This window comes from Bacillus sp. FSL K6-2861 (genome assembly GCF_038630725.1).
GTDB lineage: Bacteria > Bacillota > Bacilli > Bacillales > Bacillaceae > Bacillus > Bacillus velezensis.
On the sequence record NZ_CP152037.1, the window covers coordinates 3,455,699 to 3,472,927 of the forward strand.

Here is a 17,229-nt window from a genome sequence, read left to right on the forward strand (position 1 = left end):
TTTATTTTTGCTTTTCTTAAACAGAAGAACAAGCCCTCAGGCGTGCAGGGCTTGTTTTTGTCTGACGCCTTCCAGCGGAATTCGAATCTCCGCCCGGGCTCCTCCAGACTCCTGATTTTCAAGTATTAATTCGCCGTGGTGAAGATGTACGACATGATGGGCGAATGTAAGCCCCATGCCGTGATGCCCCGCCGAATGTCTGCTTTTATCCTCCGTGTAAAAAAGCTGTGTCGCTCTTTTCAGCGCTTCCGGCGAGAACCCGCTTCCGCTGTCGGATACGGCGAGATGGAGGGCGGAATCGGTGCACAGGACGTCCACACGGATTTCCCCTCCTTCCGGCGTATAGTCGACGGCATTTGCCGCGATATTCATGACCGCCCTGTGGAGCAGCTCATGATCGATCGGCGCTTCAATTCGGTCAATTCCCCGTTCGCTGAGGACGAGATCAATCTGTTTCGGCCCCGCAAGCGCCGCCGCGTCACGATATATGTTTTGAATCCACTCTTTGAGGTCGGTATATTCCACATGAACGGCAACTGCCTCCTCCGCTTTAGAAAGCTGGATCAGCTGTCCGACATAATGCTCGATTTTGTTTCCGGCATCCAGAATATACTGCGCATATTCCGCCTGCTCCTCATCAGGCTCTGTTAACTGAAGCAGCTCGGCATTTCCTTTAATGATCGTTGCCGGAATTTTAATATCATGCGCAAGCGCGCCGATTTGTTCTTTCTTTATCCGCTCCGCCTCCCATTGCGCCGCCAGAGATGCCTGAAGCGCGTCTTTCATTTTCAGCAGAGAGTCAATGACATCGTCAAATTCCTTTATGCGCGACCTTTTTGGATTGATATTTAAATTCTGTTTTTGAATGCTTGCCGTAATGGAGCTGAGTGTGCTGAAATGCCGTCTCAGCTGATTGGCGAAACGCGTCGTCACGATAAAAACGGTCAAAAGAAGCAAAGTGATCAGAATCGTAAGACCCGTCCATTCATAATTCGGCAGATAGCGCCTTAACAGCGGCGACTGAAATTCCGACCTAAGTGAATATTGGAGAACGCCATATTCATCTTTCCGATTTATCACCATGAATCCTTTTTGAGCATAATTAAAATACGGCTGATGCTGAATCTTTTTTCTGGCGTTGGCCGCATCTTGTTCCGTCATCGTTCCTTTTGTCATCCGCTTTGTTTTTTTATCAAAAACGGCGTATGTCATACCTGCGGGGATCATGTCTTCTGTTATCTTTTCCGCTGATTTCAGGCGGGGTTTGGTCTGTTCCGCCTCATGCTCGCTGTAGTTTGCGGGCAGAATCGCTCCGGCATTCATGGCAATGGCATTTAAGGCGACACATAATGCCGCCACCCCCATCGTGCTCAGACACAGCGTGATGGTAAATTTGACAAGCTCTTTGCGGATACTGGATTTTCCTTTTGCTATTCCCATTTGTATCCGACACCCCACACCGTTTTGATCGGATCAGCCCCGTGTTCTTTACATTTTTTCCGGATGGTTCTGATAAACTCCGTAATGGTTGAATAGAGCGCATCGCCGTCCAAGCCGTACACTTCCTCGTAAATCTGCTCCCGCGAGAATGTTCTGTTTTTATGCTGTGCCAAACATTCAACGATTTTATATTCGTTTTTCGTAAGAGGAAGTTTCCGGTCATCAATCCATACTTCTTTATTGTCAAAATCAAACATGAAGCCAGATATCAGCCGTTTCGTCTGATGCTTTTCCCGCCGTTCCCTTCTGACATGCGCGTTTACCCTTGCCATCAATTCCTGTACGCCGAACGGCTTTGTGATGTAATCATCAGCGCCTGTCATGAGGCCTTTCACAATGGATTCTTCGTCAGACTTTGCCGTTAAAAACAGGATCGGGCTGTCCACCAGCGGCCGAATCCGCCGGCAGAGTTCAATCCCGTCCGTTCCGGGCATCATGACATCAAGAAGAATCAAATCATAGCCTTGAAAAAAATCCAATGACTGATCCTCCGCTTTTTCCAGAATCGTTACTGTATGCTGATCACGCTGTAAAATGTTTCTGATCAGAACGAGAATATCTTTTTCATCATCAATTGCTAAAATGTTTGCCACCGGCCGAATCGCTCCTTGCCTTTATTCATATGAACGCCGCCCTTCCCATCTTCTGCACCAATAGAGGCCGGCCAGACATAATATCACTATAGAAAAATATAACATTATTTCTCCGAATCTCATATCGTATCTTACATAAGGGAGGAACTCTTTTTTGACTTTGTCAAAATGCAGCAGTCCTGCAAGGCCTGAAAGCCGCACGCTCCATGCCCACGGGAAAAAACGCCAGATGATATCGCCAAGTCCCGTATTCATGAGCGCCGCCATTAATAATCCCGCACCCCCTAAAAGCCCGGACGGCCCCATGCCGTATTTTATGCCGACAAAAAAAGACATCATATAAAGCGGAATACTGCCGGCAATCAGCCACGCCCCTCCTTTTAAAAAGAGAAGATACGGGAGATCATTGATGTGAAGAACAAATTTCATCCCCGCCAAATAAAGACAGATGGCGAGACCTGCCGATAACACATTCAACAGCAGCAGCAAAAGCAGCTTGCCCGCAAAACTGATGATTTTAGAATGCGGAACCGCCAGCATCATCTGAAAATGGCCCGCCTGTTCCTCAACCGAGGCAGACATGCCGCAGACAATACTGATGATTAAAGGGTATAAAACGGCAATCGCACTGAAAAACACACTGTACAGCATATAAGGCTCCTGAACCCTTCCATACATATACAAAAGGAAAAATCCCGCGCATAAAACCGGCGCCGCAGCATGCATCCATATGAGCGGCGTGCGCTTCATTTTTAATACATCGGCCCACATATATCGTAAAAGCACGGTCATGACCGGTTTCCCCCTTTTGAAAAAGACACGGCGGAAACAAAACTTATTGCGATAAAAGAAAGAATAGAAAGAATAATAGCCGGAATGATCACGTTTCCGTTTAATAAGCCGCTGTTTGCGGGAAGCGGAATCCCGTTCGGATGGATCCCGAGAATCGGTGACATCAGCCGGACTGACCAGCTCCATGGACTCAGCCACCACAATGAGCCTGACGCCGGCACAATGCCTAAAACAAAGGCGGCGATCATATTGATGAGAATGACTGCCGTAAACCCGAACTGTCTGGCAATCCATAAGCAGAACGGAATTTCCCAAAGCGTAGACAGCCACAAAAGGGAGCTTGCTTCAATACCTTTCAGCTGAACCGCAGCAATTGCCGGAAACACAAGGCCGAGCAAAAACATGATGACTAAAAAGACGATTTGCGATAGGAGTGAATACAGCGCGATCAAGCTTATTTTTGAGAACCATATGCTCTTCAAGTCAGCCGGCAGTGAGTACACCGCACGGTCATTCGCTGATTTTTTCTCTTTTTTAACAGATAAACCGCACATTAGAGCAATCATGAGCGGCATGAAAATAACCGCCCACCAATTGAACGTGCCCGTCATAAAATAGGCGGCATTCAGCAGAAAAGAAAAAGCCGTGTTCAGAAGCGGGATAAGAATGATCAGCTTTCTGATAAATGTTCTTTTAGATGTAAGGTGTTCCGCCTGCATGTACTGAATCATTTTCCTGTCCCCGCTTTCTCCCGTGTTGATTTGACTACCTCCAGAAACAGCCGCTCCAGATCGTCTTCCCGGCTGATTTCTCCCTGATATCCTAAAACGCCGTCACTGATGATTCCGATATGGTCTGCGATCTGCTCGACTTCTGATAACAGGTGGCTAGATAAAATAACCGTCATTCCCTGTCCGGGCAGGGAGCGGATAAATTCCCGCAAATCCTGAATTCCCATCGGGTCCAATCCGTTTGTCGGCTCATCAAGAATTAAGAGCGACGGACGGTTTAATAATGCCAACGCAATGCCGAGACGCTGCTTCATTCCCATAGAAAATTGTCCGGCGCGCTTTTTTCCGGTTCCCGTTAATCCCGTGATTTCCAGCACTTCCGCAATTCTTGAATCAGGCAGTCCGAGCATCACGCAGCGGACTTTCAGATTTTCAGCGGCTGTCAAGTTGCTGTAAAGCGGCGGCGCTTCAATCAGGGAACCGATGCTTTTCAAATCTTCGCGCTTCCATGTATGTCCGTCGAACAGAACCTCGCCGGATGTTTGCTGCAAGATTCCGGTCAATATTTTAAGAGTCGTTGATTTTCCGGCGCCGTTCGGACCGAGCAGGCCGTATATACTGTTGCGCTTAACCGATAGAGACACATCAGCCACTGCCTGTTGTCTGCCGAATGATTTTTGCAGCTGTCTCGTTTCTATGATGTTGCTCATTTGATTACCCCTCTGCTTTGTTATTTGATAAGTAAGACTTTACAGCGCAGTTATCAAAATTTAATCAAGAAATCAAAAAAAAGCATCCTTCACGCGGAAGAATGCTTTTTTTCATGAGGCTGAGCGTACGATCAGCTTTCTTTTTTGTTTTTTCACCGGGCTGAGGGCTCGTTCCAGCCACGCCATCAGCAGGTCTGCGGCTACCGCCATCAGCGCGGTCGGGATGGCGCCCGCCAAAATAATGGCGGTTCCGTTTGTCGCGTTCGACCCTCTGACAATCATATCGCCGAGGCCGCCCGCCCCGACGAAGGTGCCGATCGCCGTGATGCCGATCGCAATGACGAGCGCCGTTCGGAGACCCGCCATAATGACGGAAAGCGCAAGCGGCAGCTCCACCATACGAAGGATTTGGTATTTCGTCATGCCCATCGCTTTTCCCGACTCGAGATAAGCGTGCTCGATATTGATAATGCCCGTGTGCGTATTTCTGAGAATCGGCAGCAGTGAATACAAAAACAAAGCCGTGATGACCGTATTGGCGCCGAGTCCCATGACGAGCATCAGGACGGCGAGCATCGCAAGCGCCGGAACGGTTTGAATCACGTTCGCCACAGCAAACACCCAGCCGGCGAGACGCCCGTGCCTTGCTGTCACAATTCCGGCCGGAATGGCGAGAACGGCGGCGAAAACGACGCCGTACGCCGACATGAGAAAGTGCCGCCAGCACTCATACAGAACATAACTGCCGTTTTGAGCATAATACGTAAACAGCTCCTTCATCGTGTCCATCCGCACATCTCCTTTCCGTTATTCAAAGTAATGATGTTTTTCTAAATATTCCTTGGCCACGACGGACGGCTCTTTTAATCGGCCGTCAACTTCGTAATTCATTTTCTGCATCATCTTTGTATCAATCGCGCCGATCATTTTATTGATCACGCCCTCCAGTTCGGGATGCTCTTTTAATACTTGATCCGGAACGACGGGTGAACAGTCATACGGAGGAAAGAACCGCTTATCATCCTTCAGCGTTTTCAGTCCGTAAGCGATGATTCTTCCGTCGGTGGAATACGCGAGCGCGATATCCATCTTTCTGCTTTTCAGCGCGTCGTAAACAAGGCCGATCTGCATCGGATACGTACCTTCAAATGACATTCCGTATGTGTTCATAAAATCCTGATATCCGTTGCCTCTCAGTTTCATCCAGTAGTTATCGACGCCGAATTTCAGATGAGACGCTTCTTTTTTGACATCGGATACCGATTCTAAATGATACTTGCGGGCAAGCTGTCCGGAAACGGTAAAGACGTATGTATTATCAAAGCCGTAAGAATCAAACCATTTCATGTCATATCTGTTTTGAAATTCACGCTGAACAAGCCGCAGCGCTTTGTCCGGGTCTTTTTCCGGCTCCATGCGAAGCGTGCCCGTCAGCGCGTCTCCTGTATAGCGCGTCGCGGCGATATCAATATCACCGTTTATCAAGGATTGCTGCTGTACGGCATTGGAGCCGAGATTTTTAATAACCGTTGTCTTCAACCCGCTGTGATGTTCGATCATCTGTCCGAGCATGCTCGCGATGATTTCTGATTCGGTCATGCTTTGCGCGCCGATTTTAATGGTGTCCTCCGATGCGGCGCTCAATCCCGGGAGCGAGCATCCGCCAAGGAGCAGCATGCCGATACAGGCGATTGCGAGCAGCCGTTTTTTGCATCTATTCCCCATGAGAGACCTCCTCCTTATGAAGCGTCCTTTATGCTTTTCAGCCCGTCAGGCGTGACTTTCCGTTCTGTCATCCCCAGCATGTAATCGACGGCTGCCGCCAGCACTGTGACCGGAACGGCGCCTGCGATAATATACTCCGGCTGGTAAAGGTTCAAGCCGATAAAAATGTAATCTCCCAGCCCGCCTCCGCCGATAAAGGAGGCGAGCGTCGCCCAGCCGATTAAATAAATCGAAGACGTCCTGATGCCCGCCATGATGACCGGAGCGGCAAGCGGGAGCTCTACAAGCCTGATCTGCTCCCATGCCGTCATGCCGATTCCTTTTCCCGATTCCAGAAGATGCCGATTGACGCCGAGAATCCCCGTATACGTGTTTCTGAGAATCGGCAGCATGGAATAGAAAAACAGCGCCGCAACGGCCGGGACCTTTCCTACGCCTAAAAGCGGAATAAAAAACGCAAGAATGGCAAGGCTCGGCAAGGTTTGAATGATGTTGACGATGCCGATGACGGCGCCGGCTCCTCTTTTCATCCTCGTCAGCACGACGCCGAGCGGAACGGCGGCGAGAATGCCCGCCATGACGGCGATTAATGAGATGTACAGATGCTCCCATGTTTTATAAAGCATCTCTCCTCCATTTGCCTGTAAAAATTGCACGGTCTGATTCATATCAATTGAAGCCTCCTCATGACATCACCGCGAGCTGATTCTCTTCTCCCCAGATGGAGTCATAGACGATGTCAACGAGGCTTGCCCTTGTCACGATTCCCGTTAGCCGGCCGGCTTCATCAATGACCGGCACAAATTTCATGCCTCTTTTTAAAATTTTATGGACGGCGTCGCGAAGCAGAGTGCCGCTTCTGACCGTGTACAGATCCCGCTCAAGCACTTCCGCGACGGTTACCGCTTGTCTTCGTTTGCGGTCAATCATCTCCACATCGACATAACCTTGGAGAACGTTCTTTTCATCAATGACGAGCAGCGAATCCACCCGCTCGGCACGCATCAGCTGAATGGCGGCTGACAGTGTTTTCTCAGGTGTTACCGTCACGGGATCGGGATTCATGATCTGCTCCACCCGTTCAATATCAGGGCTGGATGATTGGATCAGCCGTTCCTTGCCGATAAACTCCTCAACAAATTCATTCGCCGGAAATCTGAGAATCTCATCAGGCGTTCCGGCCTGGACGATTTCTCCCGCTTTCAGAATGACGATTCTGTCCGCAAGCTTGATGGCTTCGTCCATATCATGGGTAACAAATACGATGGTTTTATGTAAGGTTTTTTGCAGTTTTTTAAATTCTTCCTGAAGGGAATCTCTCGTAATCGGGTCAAGCGCCCCGAACGGTTCATCCATTAAGATGAGCGGCGGCTCTGCGGCAAGTGCCCGTAATACACCTATTCGCTGCTGCTGTCCTCCGCTCAGTTCATGAGGGTAACGGTCTAAATATTCAGGCCCCATATCAACGAGCTTTAAAAGCTCCCGCGCCCGTTCCTTCCGTTTTTCGGCAGGATGCTTTAAAAGCTTCGGAACGAGCGTAATGTTCTGCTGAATGGTCATATGCGGAAACAGCCCGATCTGCTGGATGACATAGCCGATGCTTCTTCTGAGTTCCACCGGGTCTTGTTCCATAATGTTTCGGCCCTCTATCAGGATTCTGCCTTCTGTCGGTTCAATTAAGCGGTTGATCATTTTCATCGTCGTCGTTTTGCCGCAGCCGCTCGGCCCGATAAAACAAATAAATTCGCCTTTGGCGATATTCAGGTTGATGCTGTTGACGGCTTTTTTCCCGCCTTTATACATTTTCGAGACATTTTCTAATGTCAGCAAACACTCACACCTCCATGATTAAATTTATTCAATTCGTTAAATTCAAATTTAACTTTTCAGACAATTGAACGTTTTCCATTATAAATTAAACTTTGTAAATTAAAAAGTTTACAATTTGTCCATATTATATATAAAGGTTGTGTAAGCATTGATTAACCCGTATTGACCGGCAAAGTTCTTCTTATTGCTCCGGATTACTGCCAAATTCTCTCGGAAGAGCATTTCCGCCGGTTTAAAAATGTGGTATATTGACATCGGAATTGCTGACTGAAAGGATTGAAACTGTTGGAGAAAGATCCGTTACACGTAATCGAACAAGCTGAAGATCATTTGATAGAACGAATCGCTGAAAATATGCATACATTCGGAATGCCCGCGACGGTGGGGCGCATTTTAGGCATTATTTATATGAACCGCAAGCCGATGACCTTAACTGAATTATCAGAAGCGACCGGCATGAGCAAGACGAGAATGAGTCAGGCGGTCCGTGAAATGCTTGACGTCAATCTGGCGGAAAAAGTGTTTGAAAAAGGCGTCCGCAAAGATTTATACGACGTCGAGCAGGATTATTACCAAACCTTTATTACGCTGTTTACGGCCACATGGAGCAAGGTCGTCAGCAAAAATAAAATGATGCATAAAAAGCTGAACCGCGAACTGACAGCCGTCCTTGAAAACGGCGTGCCGGAAGAAGCTGAGGAAAAAATCAACGAACTGCTGAAAGAATTAAAGGATTGGCTTGATTACTACAACTGGATCAGCCGTCTGATCGAGTTTTTTGAAAGCGAAGAAATTTTCAAGCATGTTCCGAAGCCATAAGAAAAAAACGCCCTGACCCGCAAGGCGTTTTTTTCATGCCGCATTCGGCGCTTTGGTTCGTTTTTTCTTTCTCACCGGACTCAGCGCCCGCTCCAGCCATGCCATCACAAGATCTGCGATAACGGCCATCAGCGCTGTCGGAATGGCGCCGGCCAAAATAATCGCGGTTCCGTTCGTGGCGTTTGAGCCCCTGACAATAATGTCACCGAGTCCGCCCGCGCCGACAAACGTACCGATTGCCGTAATGCCGATCGCGATGACGAGCGCCGTCCGCAGCCCCGCCATGATGACGGAAAGCGCAAGCGGCAGCTCCACCATGCGGAGCACCTGAAATTTGGTCATGCCCATCGCTTTTCCCGATTCAAGATAAGCGTGTTCAATGCTGGCGATTCCCGTGTACGTATTCCGGATGATCGGAAGAAGCGAATATAAAAACAGCGACAATATCACCGTATTGGCGCCGAGCCCCATGACGAGCATCAGCACCGCAAGCATCGCAAGCGCCGGCACGGTCTGAATCACGTTTGTCACCGCGAATACCCAGCCGCTTAATGTTCTGTACCTGGCAATGAAGATGCCGAGCGGAACCCCCACGATCGCCGCAAATAAAACGCCGTATACCGACATGAGAAAATGGCGGTAAAACTCCTGAAGCACATAGGCGCCGTTTTGAGAATAATAAGTGCCGAGCTGCTGCAGCACTTCCATTTGCCCCACCTCATTTCTTATTCAAAATAATGATGTTTCTCCAAAAATTCTTTAGCGACGACGGACGGTTCTTTCAGCTTGCCGTCCACCTCGTAATTCAATTCCTGCATCGTTTCCGTATCGATTTTGCCGATCAGTTTATTCACAATGCCCTTCAGTTCAGGATGCTGCTTCAGCACGCTGTCGGGAATGACCGGCGAACAGTCATACGGCGGGAAAAACTGCTTGTCGTCTTTTAAAATTTTCAGATCATACGCCTTGATCCGTCCGTCCGTTGAATAGGCGAGGACGGCGTCCATTTTCCCGTTTTTCACGGCATCGTATACAAGTCCGATCTGCATCGGATAGGTTGTGCCGAATTCAAAGCCGTACGTGTCGGTAAAGCCTTTATAGCCGTCGCCTTTTCTTTTCAGCCACGCATTGTCTACACCGAGCTTAAATTGATCCGCATGCTTCTTAATATCGGACACTTTGTCTAAATGGTCTTTTTCCGCAAGCTCTTTCGTGACGGTAAAAGCGTATGTGTTCTCAAATCCGTAAGAATCAAACCATTTGTAATGGAAGCGTTTCTCAAATTCTTTCTGTACGATGGATAATGCTTTTTTCGGGTCTTTTTCCGCTTCCATGCCGAGAGTGCTCGTTAAATCCGTTCCCGAGTAGCGCGTCGCGGCGATATCGATTTCACCGCCGAGCATCGCCTGCTGCTGGACATAGTTCGATCCGAGGTTTTTAATTAATGCCGTATTCAAGTCTGTATTGTGTTCAATCATCTGTGCGAGCATATTGGCGATAATTTCTGATTCCGTCATGCTTTGCGCCCCGATTTTAATCGTATCATCGGAAGCCCCGCTCAGGCCGGGAAGGGAACAGCCGCCTAGAAGCAGAGCAGCTGACAGCGCCAGTGCGCACATCCATCTCTTTTGGTTTCTTTTCACAACAGCCAACTCCTTATGATACTTCCTTCAGCCCTTTCAGCCCTTTCGGCGTCACCTTCCGTTCCGTCGCCGCCAGCAGATAATCAATGATAATGGCTAAAATGGTGACCGGCACGGCGCCGCCGATAATATATTCAGGCTGATAGAGGTTCAGGCCGATAAAAATATAGTCTCCGAGCCCGCCGCCCCCGATAAAGGAAGCAAGCGTCGCCCAGCCGATCAGATAAATGGTGGATGTGCGGATGCCCGCCATGATCACCGGAACCGCAAGCGGCAGTTCCACAAGCCTGATCTGCTCCCAGACCGTCATGCCGATGCCTTTTCCCGATTCCAGCAGATTTTTGTTTACGCCTTGAATGCCGGTATACGTGTTCCGGAGAATCGGCAGCACCGAATAGAAAAACAGCGCGACGATCGCGGGCACCTTTCCCACGCCTAACAGCGGGATAAAAAACGCCAGTATCGCGAGACTCGGCAAGGTCTGCACAATGTTGACGGCGCCGATGACGGCGCCTGCGCCCTTTTTCATTCTCGTCAGCGCCACTCCGAGCGGAACGGCGACGACAATGCCTAATATGACGGCGATAATCGAAATGTATAAATGCTCCCACGTTTTATATAAAAGTTCTCCGCCGTTCGTCTGCAAAAACTTGATCATTTCATTCATTGTAAGCGTTCCTCCCTTGTCAGCCTGTCACCAGCTGGTCTTCCTCGCCCCAGATTGAATCGTAAACGATGTCGACAAGGCTCGCTCTCGTGACAATTCCGACTAAATGCCTTTGTTCATCAACGACGGGTACATATTTCATTCCGCGCTTTAAAATTTTGCGTACGGTATCGCGCAGCAGTGTCCCCTGCTCGACTGTATACAGATCAGAGCGGAGCACGTCGCCGACGAGGCTCGCTTTTTTCCGGTTCTGATCAATGATTTCGACATCAACATATCCTTGCAGCACATTCAGGTCATCAACGACAAGCAGGGAATCGACACGGTGTTCCCGCATCACCTGTATCGCCTGCGAAAGCGTTTTGTCCGCCGTAACGGTGACAGGTTTTTTGTTCATCATCTGCTCGACGCGTTCAATATCCGGTCTTGATTGCAATAACCGTTCTTTGCCGATAAATTCTTCGACAAACTCATTAGCCGGATTCCGGAGGATGTCATCAGGAGTGCCGGCCTGAACGATCTCTCCCGCTTTTAAAATGACGATCCGGTCAGCCAGCTTAATAGCTTCATCCATATCGTGGGTTACAAACACAATCGTTTTATTTAATGTTCTTTGCAGTTTTTTAAATTCTTCTTGAAGGGAATCCCGCGTAATCGGGTCAAGCGCTCCGAACGGTTCATCCATGAGAATAAGGGGAGGTTCCGCTGCAAGGGCGCGCAGCACGCCGATTCTCTGCTGCTGTCCCCCGCTCAGCTCGTGAGGATAGCGGTCTAAATATTCCGGGCCCATATCGACGAGCTTCAAAAGCTCCCGAGCCCGTTCCTTCCGCTTTTGTTCCGGCCATTTCAGCAGTTTCGGCACGAGGGAAATGTTCTGCTGAATGGTCATATGAGGGAAAAGTCCGATCTGCTGAATGACGTAGCCGATTTTCCGTCTCAGCTCCACCGGGTCCTGCTCCATAATGTTTTCGCCATCGATAAAAATCTTTCCGGATGACGGCTCAATCAGTCTGTTAATCATTTTCATCGTCGTCGTTTTTCCGCAGCCGCTCGGCCCGATAAAACAAATAAACTCGCCTTTTTCGATATTTAAATCAATGCTGTTGACAGCTTTTTTTCCGCCTTTATAGACTTTTGATACATTTTCTAATCTCAGCAATCCGTGCACCTCCGAAGGGTTCCGTTATTTTTCTGAAAAGTATAATCTTTATTATAAGATGAAATTTGTAAAATAAAAAGTTTACAATGTGTTGAAATTATATACAATATACGTATTTTTTCATGTTATCCCGCTGACAATGCGGATGTTCTTACAATCGCTCCCGATAGCTCGCATATCCTGCCGCATCATCTTTTTCATCAACTGTAAAAAATATGATATATTGTCAGCATGAAAAGCCAGTGAAGGGATGATCAGCCGTGGAAAAAAACGCTCTTGATATCATCGGGCATGCTGAAGAGCATCTCATTGAGAGAATCGCCGAGAATATGCATACATTCGGAATGCCGGCCACACTGGGACGTGTGCTCGGTATTATTTATATGAACCGCAAGCCGATGACGTTAAATGAGCTGTCAGAGGCGACCGGGATGAGCAAAACGAGGATGAGCCAGGTGGTCCGCGAAATGACCGATGCCAATCTGGCTGAAAAAGTGTTTGAAAAAGGCGTTCGGAAAGACCTTTACGACGTTGAGCGTGATTATTACCAGACGTTTATCTCCCTGTTTACGGCAAATTGGACAAAGGCGGTCAGCAAAAACAAAATGCTCTATAAAAAGCTGAACCGCGAGCTGACTGAGCTTCTGGAATCGGAAAATCTCAGTCCCGATATTGAAGAAAAAGCCCGTCAGCTTTTGGATGAACTGACGGATTGGCTCCATTATTATGACTGGCTGAGCCGTTTGATAGAATTTTTTGAGAGTGAAGAAGTGTTTCAGCATGTGCCGAAAATAGAAAAAAGCAGCACCCGAAGATAACCGGGCGCTGCTTTTTTAAGTCAGGAAACCAATATCGGGAACATGCCTTTCAGACCGGCGCCGATCATGCCGATCGCCACCACCGCCAAAATCAGCCCCATCAGCCGGGTAATGACGTTCATTTCGGTTTTCCCGAGCTTATTGCTGATGAAAGATGAATAGTGAAAGAAGATGAACGTCATCGCGATGACGGCCGCAATGCCGATAAGCACGCTGATGTAATGGAAGATGCCGCCATGGCCGGCCGACAGACTCATCACCGTCGCGATCGTACCGGGTCCGGCGATAATCGGAATCGACAAAGGCGTCACAGATATATCAGCTTTCTCCTTGCTCTCCCCTTTCTCTTCATGATGGAGAGACTGCACATGAGATTTCTTCGCGTTCAGAAGATTATAAGCGATGCCGAAAATAAAAATGCCGCCCGCGATACGTAAGGCATGAATGTTAATGTCAAACAGTTTAAAGATCAGATGGCCGAAGATTAAAAAAGCCGCCAAGATGATAAACGACAGCACGGAAGCCTTGCGCGCGATCGCTGTCCGTTCTTTCTCCGGGTACCCTTCCGTCAGTGAAAGAAAAATCGGCACGTTTCCGATGGGATTGGAGACTGCAAACAGTGAAATGAAGACATGAATGATGAATGAAAACATGCGTACCTCCTTATGACTTGCCGTTATTGAGTTATGTTTTGTTCTCCGCTGTTTCTTATGCATGGTTTTTACCCCAGGGTCTGCTTTTTATAACCTCAGCCGGACGATCCGGAAACAGAAAAAAACCGTCCTTGTAAGGACGGTTTTTTCTGTTTGCTATCTCCATAAGCCTTTTCCGAATTTCAACAGCCGATAAAGCATTTTCAATTTTTTTAGCATGCGTTAATTTCCTTTTTCACTCTGAATCAATGCGCCGAGAGACATGATATCTATCAGCTCCAATAAAATTCTACCATAAAGGGTACTTTTTCTCTATTATCAATTCATAGAGAAGGTGATTTGTATATCTTTAGAAAACTCCGTTACATCCGCCCTATTTTCTTTTATAATGTAAATATTGAACAAAATCCCTATATTACTTGTAAAAGGAGTTTTAGAATGTATTGTTCTCAATGCGGCCATCATACTGATGGCGGGAAGTTTTGTGAAAAGTGCGGGGCGCCCCAGCCCGGGCAGGGAGGCGCAGGCCAAACGCAGGGCCAGGCCGCTCAGGCCGGCGCCGCGGCTAAGCAGGCTTCAAAGCAATTTGCCTTATTCGTGCTTGATGTGTTAAAGCGACCGTATCAAACATGTAAAACGACAGGCGGCGAACAGCTTGTCAGCAGCATCATCAACATGGTGCTTTTCTGCCTGGTGACGCCGGTTATGTTTTATATTCTCTTATCAGACGGCTTTCGTGACGTCAGTTTTACCGCGGTTGTGATCAAACCGGCGCTTACCTTTGCATTATGCGTTTTTTGCCTGTATCTCTTGATTTTTATCGCTTTGAAGGCCGGCGGCGCCCAGGTGTCATTTAAAGATTCGCTGTCCAGATTCGGGGCATTTTTGATTCCGTTTACAGCTATTTTGCTTCTTGCACTTATTTTTATGCTGCTTCATACAACCGTTTGCTTCACCATTCTGGCTGTCGGTCTTTTAGGAGCGGCGTTTGCCGTGCCTCCGCTCATGCTGGCGAGCTATCAGCATCACTCACTACTAAGGCGGATATCATTTATTCTGTTATCGTCATCTATTTGATCATTTGCGTAACATTTCAATTCACGATCAAGCATTATATAAAAGAACTCATGAATTATTTCTTCTTTTAAAAACGGAAACCCCCGCCGCCTGATTGGCGCGGGGTTTTTTTTATTGAATGGATGTTAAATAAATTCTTCCGTCTTTAACAACGCCGCCATACGTCCAATTGTATGTTCTGAGCTTCGGACTGCCGCCGGCTTTCGTAATATAAAACTCCTCGTACGTATGAATCGTCAGATGAGAGCCTTTCTGTGAAAAGCTTTTGACATTCACTTCATTAAATACTTCGGTCGTCCCCTCGCTGTGCAGTTTTTTGACCAGTTTCTGCTGATCAGCATACAAAGGGCTTCCCTCTTCTAAATTGCCCGCCATGATGGCAAAATTGTTAAGGCTGACGGCGCTTGATTGATTTGTCAGGTAATCAGTCATAAACGATGTGACTTGCTCGTTTGTCACGCTGCCTGAAGCTGTATTTCCTTTGGATGATGCCCATGCGGATGTATAGGTTTTCGGCTGGTCGTTTTTTATTTTTTTTACATTTGTCCCAGAAGAATCTGAGGCAGGATCAGCTTTTTCGAAAACCCATTTTTTATGTTTTGTATCATATGAGAGTACATAATGATAGCTCGGCTCAGCCTCTTCCATATCAGGCTTCGTATTCCCGTCGAAATAAGCAGACTCATGAAGCTCTTTACCCGTAACAGTTATTTGCCAGCGGCCGTTCTCTTGAGAAATCGCAAATGAATCCAGATCAAAGCTTGTCTCTTTATACTGATCCTTCAAAAAGGTGCCGGAACTCTTCATGCCGGATACCACTTCTTTCGTCTGCTCTTTCCAGGCGGAACCAGCCTCGGTCATCTGATCGGTATTTCCGTCTGCCATCGCTTTTGTATACTGCTTCGTTGTTTTGACAATCGTGTCCATGATTGTTTGTTGTGTATCTTGATCCGGGATAAGCGTTAATTCCATATCAGTACCGTTGATCGGAACATCGGCAGTTTTCATTTTTCCCCAAGGAAAATCAGCCTCCACGGCGGCTGTCATGGAACCGTCAGTTAAGAGCGGACCGTATGTAACGGATGTAAACGGATCTTTATGGACGGACTTGCCGTTTATCAGCAGATCGCCTTTCGCGCTTTTGAAGCTGTCTGCCGGAGTGAACGTCACATCCTCGGCGTCTAACGGCAGGTCAAACTCAACATTCCGGCTGCCGGCCGCCTCTGCCTCTTGTTTTTTGACAACGTCAACCGTCTCATTTTTAAGCTTGGCTTCCGCCGTGTAGACACCGGGTGCATACGGGCCGAAGATTTGGGTTTCATCGGCTTTTTTGACCGTACCTGTTTTCTCGCTGTTGATATAAAGATCGGCGCCTTTATAATTGCTGGTGACGCGGAAATAAACCGGATCGACTTTCAGTTCGTAATGGTCAAACAAAAGAAGGGTTTTTCCCTCTTTTTTGACGTATACCGCATCTTTTTCTGATGACTTGCCGCGAAGCGCTGCCAGCAGTTCATCGTGTTTCTTTGCGTATGCAAGGAGCGGTTTGACATTGGTCTCATTCAGCTTCAGTTTTTTGTCTGAAGGAGTGAGCAGGGCTGCGAGCTTTTTCGTGTCCCCGTCATGAACCGCCTGTTCGAATTGATCCGTGAGCCTTTTTTCAGATGTCAGCCAGGCTCCGGTTTTATATGCGGCAATCAATAAGATCAGCGCTGCGGCAATGCCGCCCCACATGAAGAGCGTTTTTTTAGGGATCGGCTTTCTCATTTGTGAAGCAGGTTCAGCCGCTTTTACAGCCGCCTGCCGCTCCAGCCGGCTTCCTTTCCCGATCGGTTTTCCGCATTCTTTACAGAAATGCGCTTCTTCATTGTTCTGCTGGCCGCAATGCTTACAAAAAAACATGACTTTCCTCCTATTCAATCTGCAAAACTTGTATAACTTTTCCTATGTTTCATATTTTATAATAAAGTAGAATGATTTTGGAGTTATTTTCAAAAATAGCTGTCGATCATAACAAAGGAGGGGAAACGGACATGCAAAAACTGAGCATCCGAAAAGCCGCGGAGCCGGATGAAGCGCTGTATAAACTATTGCTGCTGGCCGATCCGTCGAGGGAGATTGTCGATGATTATCTTGTAAGAGGAGAATGCTATACGGCTTGGACGTCAGACGAGCTTGCAGGGGTTTACGTTTTATTGCAAACAAGGCCTAAAACGATAGAAATCGTAAACATCGCGGTAAAAGAATCGCTGCAGAACAGGGGATTCGGAAAACAGCTGGTGCGGGATGCCATTGAAAAAGCGAGACAATCGGGGGCTGACACGATTGAAATCGGCACCGGAAATTCCAGTATTCATCAGCTGTCACTCTATCAAAAATGCGGATTCCGCATTCAGGCTGTCGACCATGATTTTTTTATCAGACATTATGATGAAGACATTTTTGAAAACGGCATTCAATGCCGGGATATGATACGGCTTTATTTGGATTTATGATAAAAAGGGCGCCGGCT

At 47.7% G+C, this 17,229-nt stretch carries 18 protein-coding genes and 1 pseudogene; 4 read left to right on the top strand and 15 right to left on the bottom strand.

The window, feature by feature from the left end; all coding sequences use genetic code 11:
- Positions 1–36: 36 nt before the first annotated feature.
- The 9 genes from NYE62_RS17245 to NYE62_RS17285 form a co-directional block, all read right to left on the bottom strand.
- Positions 37–1,440, bottom strand: a complete 1,404-nt coding sequence (locus NYE62_RS17245) for a HAMP domain-containing sensor histidine kinase (RefSeq protein ID WP_342497080.1) — start codon at positions 1,438–1,440, stop codon at positions 37–39.
- Entirely contained in the window at positions 1,431–2,093 is a 663-nt protein-coding gene (locus tag NYE62_RS17250; protein ID WP_007613820.1) for a response regulator transcription factor, read from the bottom strand. The genes NYE62_RS17245 and NYE62_RS17250 overlap by 10 nt, the downstream gene beginning before the upstream one ends.
- Positions 2,094–2,114: 21 nt before the next feature.
- Entirely contained in the window at positions 2,115–2,885 is a 771-nt protein-coding gene (locus NYE62_RS17255; RefSeq protein WP_342497081.1) for a lantibiotic immunity ABC transporter MutG family permease subunit, read from the bottom strand.
- Complete coding sequence (locus tag NYE62_RS17260) at positions 2,882–3,616, bottom strand: lantibiotic immunity ABC transporter MutE/EpiE family permease subunit (RefSeq protein ID WP_326150655.1); 735 nt, start codon at positions 3,614–3,616, stop codon at positions 2,882–2,884. The genes NYE62_RS17255 and NYE62_RS17260 overlap by 4 nt, the downstream gene beginning before the upstream one ends.
- A complete protein-coding gene (locus NYE62_RS17265) occupies positions 3,613–4,326 on the bottom strand; it encodes a lantibiotic protection ABC transporter ATP-binding protein (RefSeq protein WP_007409980.1) in 714 nt (237 codons plus the stop codon). Before NYE62_RS17265 ends, NYE62_RS17260 begins: the two co-directional genes overlap by 4 nt.
- A gap of 111 nt (positions 4,327–4,437) precedes the next feature.
- On the bottom strand, positions 4,438–5,115 hold the full coding sequence (locus NYE62_RS17270) for an ABC transporter permease (RefSeq protein WP_015240601.1): 678 nt from the start codon (positions 5,113–5,115) through the stop codon (positions 4,438–4,440).
- 18 nt (positions 5,116–5,133) lie between these two features.
- Entirely contained in the window at positions 5,134–6,003 is an 870-nt protein-coding gene (locus NYE62_RS17275) for an osmoprotectant ABC transporter substrate-binding protein (RefSeq protein ID WP_223252814.1), read from the bottom strand.
- Between the two features lie 62 nt (positions 6,004–6,065).
- On the bottom strand, positions 6,066–6,719 hold the full coding sequence (locus NYE62_RS17280) for an ABC transporter permease (RefSeq protein WP_061047073.1): 654 nt from the start codon (positions 6,717–6,719) through the stop codon (positions 6,066–6,068).
- Between the two features lie 16 nt (positions 6,720–6,735).
- Complete coding sequence (locus tag NYE62_RS17285) at positions 6,736–7,881, bottom strand: betaine/proline/choline family ABC transporter ATP-binding protein (protein WP_038459874.1); 1,146 nt, start codon at positions 7,879–7,881, stop codon at positions 6,736–6,738.
- A gap of 285 nt (positions 7,882–8,166) precedes the next feature.
- Here NYE62_RS17285 and NYE62_RS17290 point away from each other — a divergent pair, with 285 nt between their 5' ends.
- Complete coding sequence (locus NYE62_RS17290) at positions 8,167–8,700, top strand: GbsR/MarR family transcriptional regulator (RefSeq protein ID WP_003151660.1); 534 nt, start codon at positions 8,167–8,169, stop codon at positions 8,698–8,700.
- 33 nt (positions 8,701–8,733) lie between these two features.
- On the opposite strand, the gene opuCD is transcribed toward NYE62_RS17290, so the two are convergent.
- The 4 genes from opuCD to opuCA are packed head-to-tail and all read right to left on the bottom strand — an operon-like array spanning position 8,734 to position 12,169.
- The gene (gene opuCD / locus NYE62_RS17295) at positions 8,734–9,408 is read right to left on the bottom strand and encodes a glycine betaine/carnitine/choline/choline sulfate ABC transporter permease OpuCD (RefSeq protein ID WP_003151658.1); all 675 of its coding nucleotides are present in this window, start codon (positions 9,406–9,408) and stop codon (positions 8,734–8,736) included.
- Between the two features lie 17 nt (positions 9,409–9,425).
- Positions 9,426–10,319 carry an osmoprotectant ABC transporter substrate-binding lipoprotein OpuCC gene (gene opuCC / locus NYE62_RS17300; protein WP_088005516.1) on the bottom strand — a complete coding sequence of 298 codons (894 nt, stop codon included), beginning with the start codon at positions 10,317–10,319 and terminating at the stop codon, positions 9,426–9,428.
- Between the two features lie 37 nt (positions 10,320–10,356).
- Positions 10,357–11,010, bottom strand: coding sequence for an ABC transporter permease (locus NYE62_RS17305; protein ID WP_003151654.1), 654 nt, complete (start codon positions 11,008–11,010; stop codon positions 10,357–10,359).
- A 19-nt stretch (positions 11,011–11,029) separates the two neighbouring features.
- On the bottom strand, positions 11,030–12,169 hold the full coding sequence (gene opuCA / locus NYE62_RS17310; RefSeq protein ID WP_003151651.1) for an osmoprotectant ABC transporter ATP-binding protein OpuCA: 1,140 nt from the start codon (positions 12,167–12,169) through the stop codon (positions 11,030–11,032).
- A gap of 260 nt (positions 12,170–12,429) precedes the next feature.
- Here opuCA and NYE62_RS17315 point away from each other — a divergent pair, with 260 nt between their 5' ends.
- Entirely contained in the window at positions 12,430–12,987 is a 558-nt protein-coding gene (locus NYE62_RS17315; RefSeq protein WP_014418904.1) for a GbsR/MarR family transcriptional regulator, read from the top strand.
- Between the two features lie 20 nt (positions 12,988–13,007).
- Here the strand turns inward: NYE62_RS17315 and NYE62_RS17320 are convergent, their stop codons facing one another.
- On the bottom strand, positions 13,008–13,640 hold the full coding sequence (locus NYE62_RS17320; protein WP_015418237.1) for an NAAT family transporter: 633 nt from the start codon (positions 13,638–13,640) through the stop codon (positions 13,008–13,010).
- Between the two features lie 438 nt (positions 13,641–14,078).
- Here NYE62_RS17320 and NYE62_RS17325 point away from each other — a divergent pair.
- Positions 14,079–14,788: pseudogene (locus NYE62_RS17325) on the top strand (zinc ribbon domain-containing protein).
- Positions 14,789–14,828: 40 nt separating this feature from the next.
- Here NYE62_RS17325 and NYE62_RS17330 read toward each other — a convergent pair.
- Positions 14,829–16,619: a hypothetical protein gene (locus tag NYE62_RS17330; RefSeq protein ID WP_342497082.1), complete on the bottom strand. Its 1,791-nt coding sequence runs from the start codon at positions 16,617–16,619 to the stop codon at positions 14,829–14,831.
- A gap of 131 nt (positions 16,620–16,750) precedes the next feature.
- Between NYE62_RS17330 and NYE62_RS17335 the strand changes: the two genes are divergently transcribed.
- Positions 16,751–17,212: a GNAT family N-acetyltransferase gene (locus NYE62_RS17335; RefSeq protein WP_095352649.1), complete on the top strand. Its 462-nt coding sequence runs from the start codon at positions 16,751–16,753 to the stop codon at positions 17,210–17,212.
- The last annotated feature ends 17 nt before the right edge of the window (positions 17,213–17,229 follow it).